This is a genomic window from Comamonas sp. CMM02, assembly GCF_014851485.1.
GTDB lineage: Bacteria > Pseudomonadota > Gammaproteobacteria > Burkholderiales > Burkholderiaceae_C > Comamonas > Comamonas avium.
On the sequence record NZ_JACUZW010000001.1, the window covers coordinates 239,842 to 256,325 of the forward strand.

The 16,484-nt window shown below is 56.2% G+C and carries 13 protein-coding genes; 9 read left to right on the forward strand and 4 right to left on the reverse strand.

What is annotated here, in order from left to right; all coding sequences use genetic code 11:
* Positions 1–360: 360 nt before the first annotated feature.
* From IB213_RS01105 to IB213_RS01115, 3 genes are all read right to left on the reverse strand, one after another.
* The gene (locus IB213_RS01105) at positions 361–4,482 is read right to left on the reverse strand and encodes a hypothetical protein (protein WP_192405114.1); all 4,122 of its coding nucleotides are present in this window, start codon (positions 4,480–4,482) and stop codon (positions 361–363) included.
* Positions 4,483–4,908: 426 nt separating this feature from the next.
* Positions 4,909–5,391 (reverse strand): GreA/GreB family elongation factor, encoded by a 483-nt coding sequence (locus IB213_RS01110; protein WP_192405115.1) that lies wholly within the window; start codon positions 5,389–5,391, stop codon positions 4,909–4,911.
* A 254-nt stretch (positions 5,392–5,645) separates the two neighbouring features.
* Positions 5,646–6,530: a LysR family transcriptional regulator gene (locus tag IB213_RS01115; RefSeq protein WP_192405116.1), complete on the reverse strand. Its 885-nt coding sequence runs from the start codon at positions 6,528–6,530 to the stop codon at positions 5,646–5,648.
* A 139-nt stretch (positions 6,531–6,669) separates the two neighbouring features.
* Between IB213_RS01115 and IB213_RS01120 the strand changes: the two genes are divergently transcribed.
* The 4 genes from IB213_RS01120 to IB213_RS18210 all read left to right on the forward strand — a co-directional run bounded on the left by IB213_RS01120 (position 6,670) and on the right by IB213_RS18210 (position 10,349).
* Positions 6,670–8,220, forward strand: coding sequence for a M81 family metallopeptidase (locus tag IB213_RS01120; protein ID WP_192405117.1), 1,551 nt, complete (start codon positions 6,670–6,672; stop codon positions 8,218–8,220).
* An 8-nt stretch (positions 8,221–8,228) separates the two neighbouring features.
* Positions 8,229–8,966, forward strand: coding sequence for a sulfite exporter TauE/SafE family protein (locus IB213_RS01125; RefSeq protein ID WP_192405118.1), 738 nt, complete (start codon positions 8,229–8,231; stop codon positions 8,964–8,966).
* Positions 8,967–9,015: 49 nt separating this feature from the next.
* Positions 9,016–9,996, forward strand: coding sequence for a tripartite tricarboxylate transporter substrate-binding protein (locus IB213_RS01130; protein ID WP_192405119.1), 981 nt, complete (start codon positions 9,016–9,018; stop codon positions 9,994–9,996).
* A 230-nt stretch (positions 9,997–10,226) separates the two neighbouring features.
* On the forward strand, positions 10,227–10,349 hold the full coding sequence (locus IB213_RS18210; RefSeq protein ID WP_255501788.1) for a hypothetical protein: 123 nt from the start codon (positions 10,227–10,229) through the stop codon (positions 10,347–10,349).
* Here the strand turns inward: IB213_RS18210 and IB213_RS01135 are convergent.
* On the reverse strand, positions 10,341–11,258 hold the full coding sequence (locus IB213_RS01135) for a LysR family transcriptional regulator (protein WP_192405120.1): 918 nt from the start codon (positions 11,256–11,258) through the stop codon (positions 10,341–10,343). The genes IB213_RS18210 and IB213_RS01135 overlap by 9 nt on opposite strands.
* 98 nt (positions 11,259–11,356) lie before the next feature.
* Between IB213_RS01135 and IB213_RS01140 the strand changes: the two genes are divergently transcribed.
* From IB213_RS01140 to IB213_RS01160, 5 genes are all read left to right on the forward strand, one after another.
* The gene (locus IB213_RS01140) at positions 11,357–11,878 is read left to right on the forward strand and encodes a DMT family transporter (protein WP_192405121.1); all 522 of its coding nucleotides are present in this window, start codon (positions 11,357–11,359) and stop codon (positions 11,876–11,878) included.
* Positions 11,879–12,112: 234 nt separating this feature from the next.
* The gene (locus IB213_RS01145; RefSeq protein WP_225214048.1) at positions 12,113–13,078 is read left to right on the forward strand and encodes an extracellular solute-binding protein; all 966 of its coding nucleotides are present in this window, start codon (positions 12,113–12,115) and stop codon (positions 13,076–13,078) included.
* 173 nt (positions 13,079–13,251) lie between these two features.
* Positions 13,252–14,847, forward strand: a complete 1,596-nt coding sequence (locus IB213_RS01150; protein ID WP_192405122.1) for an iron ABC transporter permease — start codon at positions 13,252–13,254, stop codon at positions 14,845–14,847.
* Positions 14,848–14,853: 6 nt separating this feature from the next.
* The gene (locus IB213_RS01155; protein ID WP_192405123.1) at positions 14,854–15,612 is read left to right on the forward strand and encodes an ABC transporter ATP-binding protein; all 759 of its coding nucleotides are present in this window, start codon (positions 14,854–14,856) and stop codon (positions 15,610–15,612) included.
* A gap of 34 nt (positions 15,613–15,646) precedes the next feature.
* Positions 15,647–16,327 carry a winged helix-turn-helix domain-containing protein gene (locus IB213_RS01160; protein ID WP_192405124.1) on the forward strand — a complete coding sequence of 227 codons (681 nt, stop codon included), beginning with the start codon at positions 15,647–15,649 and terminating at the stop codon, positions 16,325–16,327.
* The last annotated feature ends 157 nt before the right edge of the window (positions 16,328–16,484 follow it).

The window sequence follows — 16,484 nt, forward strand, 5'->3', positions numbered from 1 at the left end:
TCGCATAGAAAAAACACCACCGGTTCGCATGCCAAACCCACCAGCGATTTGCATTCAATATCGCCACTTTTAGTGCAATGTGGCCACGAACTTTTCTAGCATGTCAAAGCTAGTTGTGGCCCTATGTCGTAAATCGTCCCGTTGCTGTCGCTCGTAGGGCGGTGACCAATGTCTGTTGCGCAGCGATTGCAGACGTTCGCAGTCACACTGTCACGTAACGGTTTGTACTCGCAGCAGTCATTTGAATGCCTACGCCTTGTCTGGCCCGACGTCCGGTTTCATAGGAGGGGCTGACACCGGCTGTACGCTGTCTTGCATCCGCATCCAGAAGGTCCGAGCGCAGAGATCTACACCCTGGAATCAAAAAGTCATCGAATACTTCGCGCTCAGGATCTCCTTTGGCCGATCAGCCTCACTCACTTCCTTTAACCGTTCAAGCAACCAAGAAGGAATAGTAGCCCCTGATGCAGCAGCACCCGCCAGCGCCAATTTCATAAGTCTTTCGCTCGGCGCCGACGGGCCGCTAATAGCTGCTTCGATCTGTGGCAAAGAAAAGCGCGGAGACGACAGCAAGGCCGGCGTCTGCATGTGCTGGGTCCAATGTCGCGCGAACATGGTGCACAAAGCGGTCAAAGGCACTTTAATCAACACGCGTGCCTCTGGGCTCAATAGCTTGTATGCCAATACCCATTGGGCGTGCGCAGTGTCAATCGGATGCCGCGAGTCTTCGCACAGCACGCATACCGACGCCCCTATCCGTTCAAAATCGTTCTGCGAACCCCGCACCAGATCTATCGCCTTTTTCGGATTAACCCGGAAATAGACCGCAACTTCGTCCGCGAGGTTTCCCAAGAAAGCGCCGTGAGGCAATGCCGCCAAAGTAGATCGCCAATCGCGTAGCAAGCTATCCACGTTTGCCCCATTCATCTTGGCCAGAGCGAACGCCAAGACGACCGAAAGACGTGCCATTTGGACATCCTGTTCGCGAAGCTCAGCAGACACCTCCTCATCGAAATCCATCAATTTCACCGCTTGACGTGCATGCATCACGCGCATCTTTAGGTAGGCTTCATTGGCGAAATAGATGGCATTCACGGACTCGGTATATCGTCCCTGGGCCAACGACTTTTGGAGGCAGAGCTGCCAATAGCCCAGAGCAGCTAACGGCAAACGCGTGGATTCAAGAATCTCGCTCAACTTCACCAGCCAGCCATTCTCAATAGAGAGTAGCGTTGCGCACTCAAAAATCATCAAAGCGCACAAGTCCCGAGGCGCCGGATCTAGCGTTCCAATCGCCGCGACATCAAGATCTGGATTGCTCGACATGCCGGCAAATGGCTTACCACTTTCACCGACAGAGCCAACAAGCTCCTGCCAAAACCAAAACACAACCACACCCAACATCTTTTGAGTCGCGAACATGCGAGGTGATTGCTGAGGATCGATCACGCCTCCAACCTCTTCCAGAATTTCTGCGGCTAACTGGAGCGCCCTTCTTGCATCTCCATGCTGAAACCAGCAATACACAGCATCAATGCGAAACGGCGCCGCAGGAATTCCACCCAAAAATACAGATGTGACTCTTGCGGCTGACTCAAACCATTCAGCAGCAAGATCATGCTGTCCAAGCCTGTCAGCCGCGATACCCGCGCGGCGCATCGCGAACGGATCTCGGATGCCTTTCTCAATTTCGCCAGCACGAGGAGCCCCATGAAGACACTCAGCCCAAAGGCACAGCGCCTTTTCGTCCTCACGGTGGCGGAACGCAATGTTCGCCAGTTGGTCACGGAGTAAATTGGATGAACCTCGTTTTAGAAGATCCAGCAGAACGTCCTCTGCTCTGTCTCGCTCATCCAGATGCTCATTCAAGATAATCGCCAACACCTTAGCGGCCGACACCCCGAAATCCCACTGATTCCACTCTTTCGAGAGCGTCACTGCGTGATCCAATACGTTAGCGAACGACCGCCAATCTGGCGACGCCTTCTTACTCTCTGACACTAGGGCTCTATCAAAAAATGTCCCTGCGTCCTGAACGATCGAAAGCCCAAAGGCCCCGAGCAATCTGTCGCGAGCGCCCTCTTCAAGATTTTCTAGAGCATCGAGGAAGCCCGAGACATCCTTTGAGGAAGACGAATTTGCCTGGGCGAGAACAAACAGGAGCTGAATTGGATCCGGATCCTTGTTCGAATCAACAAAAGGCGCCTCAGCTGCCGTCAATTTCAGTATGGGCATGTCCAGTTTCTCTAGACCAATCGCGTCGACCACTGCCTCGACGATCTGCGCTGGAGAGAACGCGCCATCAATCGTGCCCGCCACGGAAAAACCACGCATCATCAACATCGTTGTGCGCAAGAGGCCTTCTGGGACCCGCTCAATTTCTGCGCGCCATCTCCTGGCAATTTCCGGCAGCGCTTCGGGTCTCCTTGATCTTGCGACCCGAAATTGAAGCAATCGAAAAGAAAGAGAACAAGAAACATCAAACACGATCGCGTTTTGATTCTCTTTCTCCCCGATGGCAACAATTAATTCCAGAGACTCGGCAAGACCCTGTGTCTCCTCGAGAGTGGAGATCAAGTTGTTCACAAACGGTAGGAAGCGCTTCGGATCCTCCGATAAAAAGGCATGCAAGAATAGGCCCATTGCCTCCTCGACGTCGATCACCTTCCGCCGCAGGTAGGAATCCAGCAACAACCCATGCGTCAATTTCACACGCTCGGCGTCCCAAAGCTCCTTGGCTTGGTTGCTGAGTACAGGCGTCACCTTGTAGCTTGACCGTCCATAACGCTCAATCCATCGCCCATTCAAACGATCAAAAATCACGCCAGGCTCTTCGAGCTTGAGCTGACCTCCCAAATCAAGCGCCAGAGATCGGTCAAAAGGATTGAGTGCGAGGCTGAGGGCGAACAAAAGATCACGATCGGGCAACTGAACGGTCTTGCATGCCGTTTGCCGCGCATTTGCGCGAGCTTCTTCGATGCTTCGCGGCGCAGTCAAAAACCCGACTACATGGCTCATGTTCCATCCCAGCTCCTTTAACTCCAGTCCGGCCAAATGAACAAGCTTAGGGTGGCCATTGCCGGAGTTAGCCAATGTGAGCTTGGCCCATGTCTCCGCCGCACCTGGATTCGGACATCCCAATGAGAGGAAATACCGCTCCGTTTCGTCTTGGGTGATGCGCGGGACAGCGATGATTGCCACTCCCGCGGTCTTTAATTTTGGATCCACCTGATCACAAGGAACTCCTTTGCTGGTCATCACTAGCATGACAGCAGAGCGGCGTGAGGAGTCAATCAGAATCCTCAACCTGCCCCACAATTCATCGGAAATGCCGGTGGCGACGGGCACATCGTCCAAGACGATGCTCTCAGGTCGAGAAGGCGATCTCACTTGCAGCAATGCATTTTCGATCGCCGCAGCAGAGATTTTGTCATCACCTCCACGAAGATCCATCCAATACGATGAACTCCCCAGGTGTCTGGCTAGCATATTCGCGGAGGTGCTTTTCCCCTCTCCCTCCGCTCCGACTACAAGCACGCAATACTGCTGTTGGGCGAGACTCACCATTTCTTTCACAAACTCTTCACGGGGCAAGCAACTCATTGGCAGCTCGGGCAGGTCGCCGTCAAAATATCCTGTCGAAAATGCGAACGCTCCTTGACTCTGCCCCTGCCCGGCGGCCATCATCGCGCTCACTGCAGCCGCTAACTGCTGCGTAAGGGGAACTGCCAAGGTCGAGTTCTGTTCGAATGCAAGCTGCGCATCCTGCCAAGTGAGCGTTCGTAGGTCGGGATCGTTATTTTGGGCCGTCTCACGGCAATGCTCCAGCAGGCCTGCGACAGCTCTCTTAGACACAGTGGGCGCGATACCTGTCTGATTCCCGTAATTAATTGCCAGTCTTTCCACAGCAAGAACGACGGCTTCAACAGTAGGTTCCTCTGTGAGCCAAGTTATCCGGGAAAACAGTCCCTCCCTTAGTTGCTCCGCTGTGGCGTTTTCTAAAAACTTAAGAAATGAAGAGCTACCACCCTGTCTCTTCAAATGGGCAGCCACTAACCGAGTCGCTTCGTCATCTCCGCTCGCGGCCTTTTCCCACAACTCCAAGCCCTTCTCGCTCCCAAGATAGGATTTTTGCTCCTTTGCGATTCCCCCTCGAGTGAGAAATCGCATCGTCACGCGATATCGACTGGAATTCCTCTCTTTGTGCCGCCAGAAATTAGTGATCGCTTCTTTGACATCCGTTGAGTTCAGCGAGACATTCGCGGGGGAGTTCTTCACCTGAGTAGCTATGGCGCTCTCAGGTGAAACAACGTCAAAGTCCTCGGCGCATTCGATGCACAACATCTCTCCATCGCGCAGTCCCAACCATGTCTCCAGTGTGCGCCATATTTGATAGTCATATCCTCGAAGAGAGTCGATGGCTTGGCGTTCTGGATCTCCGATCAATGGCGACAGGTTGTTCACAGAAAACTTATTTGACAAGACGCCCCCTCGCGTGATTTTTTTGAATTTGAGATCTACTTTGCACAGCTTAGGCGTTACTAGCGCTGGAAAAATCTCCCCACTACTGAATCGTTTTGGTATGGCGAATACCGCCTACCAGTGTAGGGTGGACAGCTCTAGCCATCTTCGGCGACAGTGCTATTGAGCTGTCGATTCGCGCTCTTTAGTGACCAACCAGCATTAGAGCCGCCAATGACTGATATCGGCGTTATAGCAGCGCCCAAAACTAAATGACGGTTCCCAGCCTGAAGCAGTCGTAAATGGGAACACCTCCAAGGATGACTTCTGGCCGGTAGCTCCATTTCAGAATCTTCACTGAAAGCAGTCACAGATTAACTTTCGGCTGTGTGCTTGCAGCCTTCAGCTGTTCCAAAGGGGTGGAGACCAATTCGTCTTTTCCACTGGCTAATGAACTCTAAGCACTTCAAACTGCTGTCGGATTTGAGCGATCTGTATCGACACTTCATCACCCTCGAACTTTCCCAGCATGGCCCTGCCCAGTGGTGTTTCGCTGCTGATGACCTGAATGGGTTCAGCGGCGCTGACCAACTTCATGCTGCCCCCGTTGGGACCGAGAAAAAGTAGTTGCTGCTTTTCGTCGGAATCAACCAGACAGACCAATGCGCCGAGCTCTATGCCTTTGCTGGCGTTGTAGGGGTGTGGGTGAAACCTGCGCCAATTGGCCATAGCCTGACGGATAGCTTCAGCGCGTCGAGCCTGGCCTGTGGCCAGGTAGGCGGCTTCGAGGCCCAATGTGTCGTATTTGTTTTCAGCGACATTTTCTTCGTGAGTCGCAGCTTCATGGGCCTGGCGCGCTGCCTGTTCAACTTGTAGCAGGTCTTCGGCCAGCCGTTCTAACACCTGCTTTTGCAGAAACAATTTATCCATAATCAACGCAAATCGAGAGTGAGTTCTGGATTATCAAATGCCATGTCAACTTTGACGCTGCTGCTGGCTGCAGGTCAAGTAGCTCTGGGTGGGGAAGCTGTTGATGGCAGGCTGCTGAGAGCAGCCTGCAAGACCCTCAACGCGATAGGAGTGCGCTGGGCTGCTGCCGGTCTCGTTGACACTGGGTTGCAACCATTTCCTGGCTCCTTGTCTGCATTTTGAAAAAGCCGAGAGCCCCCTTTTCAGGGGCAAGGTTACGTACTTCCAAACGCTTGCACCACAAAGCGGCGTACGCGCTCTGCGGCAGGTGCCAGGACATGCTGCTTGCTCCAGATCAGGTTCAGGCAAGTGGTCAGCACGGGCTCTTCCAGCGGCACCATGTGCATCTGTTGTGCCAGTTGCAGCTGGGAAAAGCTGTACGGTGCAAAAGCCACGCCCAGGCCCTGCTGCACCATCAGCAGCATGGGGATTGTTTCTCCCCCTAAATACACCACATTGGGTACGAACCCTGCTTGCTGGCAGGCCTGCATTTCCACCTCGTGCAGCCCCGAGTCTGCCGAAGAGCGATGAATTAAAAAGCGCTCGCCCTTTAGTTCTTCCAGCCGGATGCTGTGGCGCTGGCCCAGCGGGTGTGCTGGCGGCAGCGCCACCAGCAAAGGTTCGTGCAAGATGGGGCATACCTCCATCTCCGGGGCGTGCAGGCGGCTGCGGCTGATCAGCAAGTCCAGGCTGCGCTCACGCAAGCGCTGCAGCATAAGACCTGCCTCACCCTCATGCACATGGATGGCGCATTCATGCTTAACCTCTTCCATCACGGACGGAATCACAAACAGGCTGCCCGCCGTGGGGCAACCAATATTGACCACACCGCCTGCGCCTCGCTCTACCTTGCGCAGCTCACGCCGGGTGGACTCCATGTTTGCCAGCATAGCCCTGGCGCGTACATAAAAAAGCTGACCCACCTCGGTAGGCACCAGACGCTTGCTGCTGCGGTCAAAAAGCTGCACGCCCAGCTCATCTTCCAGTTTGCGCAGCAGCATGCTCAGCGGCGGCTGGGTCATATGCAGGCGCACTGCAGCCGCAGAGACACTGCCCAGTTCATACACAGCAGCAAAGCATTTGAGACGATGCTCGTCCATATAAAAAATATATATTGAAAGACTAACTATATATTAGACATTGCTTTTCATGCTTTCTAAACTTTCGTTGAACGGGTAGCCGCGGGCTTCATCCACCGCGCTGAAACCCTCCCAGCACACTCACCGAAAGCGCAGCACCATGAAGTTCGTCATTGCCATGATCCGCCATGAGACCAACACGTTCTCTCCTGTCTCCACGCAGTTGTCGGACTTTCGGCGCGGCACTGGCAACCCGCATGGCCCTTCCTTCGGCGCGCTTGCCCGTCAAGCCTGCGAAGGCACCAACAGTGCAGCAGCAGCTTTCCTGGATTTGGCTCAAGCCATGGGCGCTGAGGTGGAATTTGCCGTGTGTGCCAGCGCAGTGCCCAGCGGGCTGGTCGCCCGCGACGCTTTTGAAACGCTGGCCAGCGCTTTGACCCATTCTGCACGGCAAGGTTGTGACGCCATTCTTTTGGATTTGCACGGCGCCATGGTGGTAGACGGGATTCAAGACGCCGAAGGCGAACTGCTGCGCCGTCTGCGGGCATGTACGCCCCCCGGCCTGCCCATTGGCGTGGCTCTGGACTTTCACGCCAACTTCAGCGAAGCCTTGGTGCGCAACGCCTCAGTCATTGCTGGTTACTGCACCTATCCGCATGTGGATATCTATGAAACTGGTGCGCGCGTGGGGCGCACCATCCGGGCGCAGCTAGAAGGCCGCGTGAATCCCGTGATGCTGTGGAGCCGCCTGCCGATGCTCACACACATGCTCAAACAAACCCCTTCCATGCAGCCCATGAAAGACATCATGGACCTGGCCATGGAGGCAGAGCGCAGCGGACAATTGCTCAACGCGTCGGTGTTTGGCGGGTTCCCATTGTCTGATGTGAACTGTGCAGGCTTATCGACTGTCTTGATCGCAGATGCCTCTGAAGTGGCCTACGCCGAGCAGTTGCTAACACAGCTGACCGATATGGCCTGGGAGCGCCGTGCTGACTTTGTCTTTCCCTCCGAGCCCATCCATACCTCCATTGCCTACGCCAAAACGCTGCAAGAAGGCCCGGTGATCCTGGTCGACCACGGTGACAACTGCGGCGCTGGTGGCACCACCGATGTCATGGCTGTACTGCAAGAGGTGCTGGCACAGGGGCTGGAAGACGTAGTGGCCGGCCCATTTTGCGACCCTGCTGCCGTGGAACACTTGTTTGCCCAAGGTGTGGGTGCCAGCGTTTCGCTGAATGTGGGAGGGAAAACCGATTTGCCCGCCCTGCATTTGCAGGGGCAGCCCCTGCCACTTTGCGGAGTGGTTGAGCAACTCACAGACGGTCAATACACCGTGACTGGCCCGATGTTCACTGGCATCAAACTCAGCTTGGGCCGCACCGCCGTCCTGCGTGTGGGCACATCCGTGCGTATTTTTATTTCTGAACGTCCTCAGGAGCCTTACGACACCGGCGTCTTCACCCATGCGGGGGTAGACCCCGCACAGTGCAAATACGTGCTGATCAAATCGCGCCAGCATTTCCGTGCAGGATTTGAAGCGTTTGCCAAGCACATTGTGCTGATCAGCGGCCCCGGTGTCTGCAGCTCTGACTATGACATCTTCCCCTTCGAGCACCTGAACCGCCCCATCTACCCGCTGGACCCAGGCACCACGCGCAGCAGTGAGGTGCGCTGGTCGTCTGCACCGCAGGCAGCCCTCGCCACTTAAGCGCCCACATGTTCGAATTTGCCTACCCTGCACTGACCGTGCTGCTGGGCTATGTGGTGCTCGGCATCACAGGCTTTGGATCGGCACTCGTCATCGTGCCGCTGCTCAGCTGGCAGTGGCCACTCACCGAAGTGGTGGCACTGGCTCTGTTGCTGGATGTGCCTGCATCCTTGCTGCAAGCGGGCCTGAACTTCAAAAACGTAGCCCGCTCAGAGCTGCAACGCCTGCTGCCCGGTGTACTGGCTGGCGCCTTGCTGGGGCTATGGCTCAGCGGCGTGCTGGCACCGCAGTGGCCGTTGCTGGCGCTGGGTCTGTACATCTCCGCCGTGGGAGCCATGACTTTGCGCCCGCGCGTTGCTCCGCAGACTGTCGCAGCTGCAGCTTGGAGCCCTGTGGCAGGCTTGCTGATTGGCTTGATTGAAATGCTGTTTGGTACCGCAGGCCCGGTCGTGGCGGTCTGGCTCAGCCGGCGTCTGTCCCACATCGCTGCCTTGCGCGCCACGATTCCCCTGGTCATTGCAGTGGCCGCCTGCACCGTGCTGCTGGCCATGGGCTTGTCAGGACGCCTCAGCCATGCCGTGCTGTGGCAGCGCTGGGCAGTTTTGCTCTGCATGGCACTGCTCGGTGTGGTCATCGGCCATCGCCTCACCCGCAGGCTAACGCCAGAGAGGGTGAAGAAAATCATCGGATTTTTACTTGTACTCAGCGGAATTTCGCTGGCCTTGCATTCGATTTTCAAGCGCTAAACCGAGGCAGTACTTCTGCCCTTCTCACAATAAGCACCAGGAGACAAGCATGAAATCTATCCTTAAAACTTCGCTGTACATGGCTTTGGCAGCATGCGCGCTCACTTCGGCGCCCACGCTGTATGCGCAAAGCAGCACACCGCTCAAAATCGTGATTGGTTTTTCTGCTGGCGGTGGCCTAGACAACATGTCGCGCGCACTGGCCGAAAAACTGCGCACCGAACTGGGCACCACCGTGATTGTGGAAAACCGCCCCGGCGCAGGCACCCAGCTGGCTGTTCAAGCCGTCAAGCGGGCCGCCCCTGATGGCAACACCATCTTGATTTCACCAGCCACGCCTTTCATCATTTTTCCGCTGACCTATGACAAGCTGGGCTACGACCCGGATCGGGACTTCATCCCTCTTGCACATTTGGCCGACGCGCCCATGGTGGCCTCAACCTCTGTTAACAGCTCCTACAACACCATGTCAGAGTACCTGGCTTGGGTGAAGCAACAAAAAGACCAGACAGGCGTGGGCATGGTTTCACTCGGTGGCACCGTGCACTTTGGCCTGTTGAATCTCAATAAAAACACAGGTCACAGCTTGCAACCCGTCGCCTATAAAGGAGCCCCTGGCATGCTGACCGACGAAATCGGCGGTGTACTGCCGATCGGCATTGACACAGTGGGAGGCCAAAGCGAGCTGCAGCGCTCCGGCAAGATCAAGTATTTGGGCGTAACAGGCACCCAGCGCACGCCCTTGCTGCCTAACGTACCTACCATGAGTGAAAGTGGTGCACCTGGCTTTGAGCTGTCGACTGCCTGGTATGGCGCGTTTGCCCCGGCTGGCACACCGGTGCCCGTGGTTGAGAAGCTGCAAGCGGCCTTGATCAAAATTGTGAAAACACCCGACTTCTCGGCCAGCATGGCACAGCTGGGCCTGGTGACCACAGGCCTGCCTGCCAGTGCCTTGAGTCAGACCATTCACACGCAGCGTGAAGCATTTCGCCCCGTGGTGCAGAAGTCAGGCTTCAAAGCGAACCAGTAAGTTCGCATCAGGCAAGAGCTGGCGCAGGGCAAAGAGCCTTCGGATAAAACCGTAGCTCTTAGCCTTGTCAAAAATGCATATGAATCGAGTGGCTTTTTCTGGGCTGCATTTGCGGTGCAGAGCCGATCACCGAGTGCGTCTGGGCGCGATGGCTGCCTGCACCAAAAGCAGTCCTTGGCATTTCTGAGGTGATCGGCAGCTGCCAGCTTTAAGCCTTGCTTTGCCGCCTGATGACGGTGACCCTGAAGCTGTTTAAAGTGATTATTCAAAAAATAAAAGCAATTGATTCAGAAATTTCTCTAGGAAAAACCACCTTTTCAATCCCGGAAATGCTGGTTGATCTCTTAGCCTAAATTGGTTTGGCAGCCGTTCATGATGACCTGCCGCAGCCAGGACAATCCGGGGTCATTGTCTTTGCGCGCATGCCATGCCTGTTGATACGCCATCTTTGCCAGTGGCAGCTGGTGCGGCGGTGCAAACTGCCGTAAGTTTTTAGACAAGCGCTGCGAACTGACTGCACGGCGGGCAATCGTCAGTACCAAATCTGTTTCCGGCAACAACTCCAGCGCAGCACTCCAGTGCGGCAAGGTCACTGCGATCCGTCTCTTGCGCCCCAGAGCTGCCAGTGCCCGTTCAATTTCATCAAAGGCGTCCGGCCTCACTGCCAGCATGACATGCGGGCGCTCCAGCCACTGCTGTAGCGTCAGACCTCCTTTTGCGGGGACGGTGGTCTTGTCTGCCAGGCAGATGAAATCATCTTCAAACAGTGTTTCAAACTGGATGTCCTGAGGGCGGTCAGGAAAGATGCCGAGCGCCAGATCCAGCTCACCATCAGCAAGCTGAACCAGCATCGCCTCTCGACTGGCCAGACTGATTGCGAAATCAAAGCCCGGAGCGTGCTTGCGGACATGTCGCAGCAGGTTGGGCAGCACCAGACGAGCCGCATAGTCAGACAGTGCAAGCCGAAATCTGCGCTGAGCATGCTGCGGGTCGAACGCAGGTGCCCCCAGCAACGTATTGAGGTTCCCTAGCGCTTCGGACAGCGGCTGCAAAAGCATGCTGCCTTTTGTCGTCAGCTCCAGCTTGCCCTGCTTGCGTACCAGTAAAGGGTCGTTGAAATGCTCCCGCAATTGGGACAGCGAATGGCTGACTGCCGGCTGGCTTTTGTGCAGGCGCAGCGCTGCTCTGGTCACATGCTTTTCAGTCAGCAGCGCATGAAGTGCCAGCAAGAGGTTGAGGTCAATACGGCGCAGTTCATCCATGCGGCGAATAGTACATGTGCACAGAAACGATTTTCATAAATCACTCAGATGCAAGACCATGCAGCTCTTGGTTTTTGACGCTTGAGGGAGTCGCAGGTATGGACAACAAAATGGTATGGATGACGGTGGCCTCATTGGGCATAGCGCTGCTGGCAGGTGCACTGCTGCCCTTTCAGGCTGCTGCGAATGTCGGCGTGGGCCGGGCACTGGGGCACGCTTTCTGGGGTGCAGCCACATCGCTCATCGTCAGTCTTGCTGTCATGGTTCCCATGCTGATACTGGCCAAAGTACCTGTGCCGAATTTTGCACATGCGCTGCACGGCCCATGGTGGCTGTGGATTGGTGGCGTGCTTGGTGCTTTCTACATCATCAGCGCCACAATGTTGACCCCCAGGCTGGGTGCTGGTGGTTTTCTGGTTGCGGTGGTCGCAGGTCAGATGGTGATGGCCGTGCTGGTGGATCACTTTGGCCTGATGGGTCTTGAGCCCAAGCCGGTCAATCTCATGCGAGTGCTGGGCGTACTCCTGATCCTGGGTGGCGTTTTCCTGATTCAAGGTGGTGGTGTCAAGAAGCCTGCTAGCTCGCCAGCCCCCGATGCCTGCAGCACCGCTGAGCCTTAACCACACCTGCCCGCATTCAAAAATGACAGAAAGATAACGAGAGTCGATGCAAGTTCAATGGGTAATGAGAATGCGCATTAATCGCACTCTATAAAATCGCGGCCAGCCACCGCCATGCCTCTCCGAATGGTGCGTGTTCAGTGATTTTTTCAGGATGCTGCCATGAAATTTGCTTCTCCCTCTCTTGCACTTGTGGCCATATGTGCTGCGACCGTCTCGCTGGCAAACACCGCCATGGCTGCAGGTGAAGTCAACCTGTACACAACGCGTGAACCTGCATTGATTCAGCCTTTGATTGACGCTTTCACCAAGCAGCAAGATGGCGCCATCAAGGTCAATACGGTGTTTGTCAAAGATGGCTTGCTCGAGCGCGTGAAGGCAGAAGGGGCGCGCTCTCCTGCAGATGTCCTGATGACGGTGGACATTGGTAACCTGGTAGACCTTGTCGATGGTGGTGTGACGCAGCCCATCAAGTCTGCAACACTTGAATCCGTATTGCCAGCCAACCTGCGTGATGCTCAGAATCACTGGTTTGCGCTGTCTTTGCGTGACCGCGTGCTGTATGCAGACAAAAATTTGCCCATCACACAGTTCACCTATGAAGAGCTGGCAGACCCCAAGTGGAAGGGCAAAGTTTGCATCCGTGCGGGGCAGCATCCGTACAACACGGCGCTCATCGCCGCAAAGATTGCGAACGATGGTGCCGCAGAGGCTGAACAGTGGCTGCGTGGTGTCAAGGCCAATCTGGCACGCAAGGCCGCAGGTGGCGATCGCGATGTAGCGCGTGACATCTTGGGCGGCATTTGCGATATCGGAATTGCCAACTCCTACTATGTTGGCCAGATGAAGAACGCAGCGGCAGGCACTGACAACCGGAAATGGGGCGATGGCATTCAGGCCATCCGTCCCACCTTTGCCAAAACCGGCGGCACACACGTCAATATCTCTGGTGCAGCGGTAGCCAAACATGCTCCCAATAAGAGCAATGCAGTCACGCTGCTGGAGTACCTGGTATCTGAGCCTGCCCAGGCTTTGTATGCTCGCGCCAATTATGAATATCCCATCCGCGCCAACGTGCAGCAAGATGCCGTGATGTCGGCCATGGGGCCATTGAAAATAGATACGCTGTCCGTTGTAGAGATTGCCAAATATCGCAAACAAGCCAGCCAGCTGGTCGACAAGGTCGGCTTCGACAACTAACAGCTGCAATCATGCGGCACGGGGTTTTTCAAGCGTTGCCTGAGCTCGCTCAGGGCTGAAATGCGTTTGCCGTTACGGCAGCGCACCCCGTGCACATGCAAGGATCTGAACATGTGGATAAAAGGTAAGCGGTGCTGACCGGCGGGCGAGGGCGTGCAGCGCTCTTTGGCGCGATGGCCGTTGCGTTCCTGGTGGTGTTGCCTGTATTGGTACTCGCCGGCCATGCGTTGATGGCCGACTCATCGCATTGGTCGCATCTGGCAAGCTATGTTCTGCCTCAGGCGATGTGGAACACCCTGCTTTTGCTCTTGGGGGTTGGCGTCGTCTGTGCAGCCTTGGGTACAGGAAGCGCCTGGCTGGTAACTGCCTACGATTTTCCTGGGCGCAGCGTGCTCACCTGGGCGTTGCTGCTACCGCTGGCTGTACCCACCTATATCGTCGCTTTTGCCTACCTGGATTTGATGCATCCGATTGGGCCGGTGCAAACTTTTTTGCGTGCAGTCTTGGGCTACGACAGCCCACGCCAATTTCGTTTGCCTGATCTGCGCTCTTTGCAGGGTGCAATCTTCGTTTTGGGCTTTGTGCTGTACCCGTACGTCTATCTGGCGACCCGCGTGATGTTCATGAGCCAGGCGGCCAGCCTGCTGGAGGCTGCACGTACTCTGGGTGCCAGTCGCCGCGAGGTATTTCGCGAAGTGGTGATACCGCTGGCACGGCCAGCAATCGTTGTGGGCCTGAGCCTGGCTCTGCTTGAGGCGCTCAACGACATCGGCGCCTCTGAGTTTTTGGGCGTACAGACGCTGACCGTGTCGGTCTATACGACCTGGACAACGCGCTCTGATCTGGGGGCCGCTGCACAAATTGCGCTGGCCATGCTGTGCATCATCGTTGTGCTCATCATGCTGGAGCGCCATGGGCGCAGGCGACAGCGTTTTGCAAGCACGCAGCGCATGCGCCCCATGCAACCACGCAGGCTGCGTGGCCTGGCAGCCTTCGGGGCTCTGGCTTTGGGTGCTGTGCCTGTGTTGCTGGGCTTCGCGATACCCTCGGCTTACCTGGTGGGCGAGACTTTCAAGCGTCTCAATTTGGTCGGCGGTGTTTCCGAGCAGCTACTGCGCGCACTGACCAATACCTTGTTCTTGGCAACGACTGCCACGCTGCTTGCTGTTGCCTGCGGGCTGATGCTTGCGTGGGCCAGCCGTTCCATGCGCGAAAGTGCCCGTTTCAACCTGCCCAGAGCTTGCGTGCGTCTGGCCAGCCTGGGCTATGCCGTGCCAGGCACTGTGCTGGCCATTGGGTTGCTCACGCCGCTACTGTTCACCGACCGCATGCTGGGGCAGCTTTTTGGCTACCCGGGTTTGCTGCTGATGGGCAGTACCGCCGGGCTTGTCATTGCCTACATCATTCGCTTCGTTGCGATTCCCGCAGGAAGCATTGAAGCGGGGCTCACCCGCATTCCCCCTTCACTGGAACAGGCCTCGCGTCTCCTCGGCGAAAGCTCGGGCGGCACGCTACGCCGTGTACACCTACCGCTGCTCAAGCCAGCGCTTGCAGCCAGTGCGCTACTGGTGTTTGTCGACACAATGAAAGAGCTGCCTGCAACCTTGTTGCTGCGCCCTCTGAACTTTGACACGTTAGCCACCTGGCTGTATGCCGAAGCGGCCCGTGGCACCTATGAAGAAGGCGCTGTAGCAGCGCTGGCCATCGTTGTGGCTGGCTTGCTGCCTGTCATACTCCTGGCGCGCACTGATCTGCGAATGGATTCTTGATTCACCATGTCTGTCCTGCTTGAACTTGATCATGTATGCCTTGCTTACGACACTCCTCGCGGAATGCGTACAGTCACGCCCAGCCTTAATCTGCAGCTGGAGCGTGGGCATATAGGCTGCCTGCTGGGTGCTTCAGGCTGCGGTAAATCCACGGTGCTGCGCGCCATTGCAGGCTTTGAGCCTGTGCGCCAGGGCCGCATCCTGCTTGAGGGAAAGCTTCTGTCTTCACCGCAGCAGCAAGTAGAGCCTGAGCTTCGGCACGTAGGCATGATGTTTCAAGACTACGCTCTTTTCCCGCACATGAACGTTGCGCGCAATGTGGGCTTCGGTTTGCGCCGCCAAGACCGCACCGAGCGTGACAGGAGGGTTGCAGAAATGCTCGAGATGGTTGGCCTTTCAAAAGCCGGAGACAGCTACCCGCATGAACTCTCCGGTGGGCAGCAGCAACGCGTTGCTCTAGCGCGTGCTCTGGCACCGTCTCCTGAGTTGCTGCTGCTCGATGAGCCGTTCTCCAACCTTGATGCCGATACGCGTGAACATCTGGCAGAAGAAGTGCGCGATATCTTGCGCTGCACAGGGCATACGGCCATTTTGGTCACGCACAACCAGGCGGAGGCATTTGCCATTGCAGATCGCATAGGCAGCTTGTCTGGCGGAATGCTTCAATACTGGGAGAGCCCCGCAACGCTGCGCGAAAATATGCGCAAACCAGTAGCCCAGGCCTCACATGGGCCCAGACATATTGCGCAAACCTTAAGACTATGAGCTTGAACTCTCCAGCCAGCGAGGCTAGACAGTAATGCGAATTCTCGTCGTAGAAGACGACTGGAAACAAGCCGACCACCTGCGCCGTGGATTGATGGAAGCAGGAGAGCATGCGGTCGATGTCGCCTCTTGTGGTGATGAGGGGCTGCGCCGCGCAAGGGCCGAGCACTATGACTTGTTCGTGCTTGATGTCATGCTGCCCGGCCTGGATGGATTCGGCCTGCTGACGGCAATCCGGAGCTTTTCAACGGCACCGGTTCTGATGCTCACTGCGCGAGACCGGGTGGAAGACCGCGTACATGGGCTGAGCAATGGTGCTGATGACTATTTGGTCAAACCGTTTGCGTTTCCCGAATTTCTCGCCCGGGTACAAGCTTTGTTGCGCCGCAGCGAGGCACACCGCAACAACAGTCAAAGTCAGCCACAGCTAGAAGACCTCAAGCTTGATCCCCGGCGACGTCGTGCCTGCCGCGCTGGCCGGCAAATTATGCTGACAGCGCAGGAATATGCGTTGCTGGCACTGCTGCTGCACAACCAGGGAACTGTTCTTTCTCGCAATGAGCTCGCAGAGCAGCTATGGGGCGTAAGCTTTGACAGCGATACCAATGTGATCGAAGTTGCGATTCGGCGTCTGCGCCTGAAGCTTGATCAGCCCGAGGAAGCCAAGCTTTTGCACACGGTACGTGGAATGGGCTATGTGCTCGAACTTCGGTGAGCGTTTTTTATTGCATGGGCAGCTCCCGCAGCGGGCTGTGAGCCAGTGACTTGGTTGCGCAATTCATTGCATTTGCGCTGGGCAATCGCACAGACAGTGGCGGCGGCCGTGGTCATGGTTGTTGCGGGAGCCATACTTTTCCAAGTCATCCAGTCTT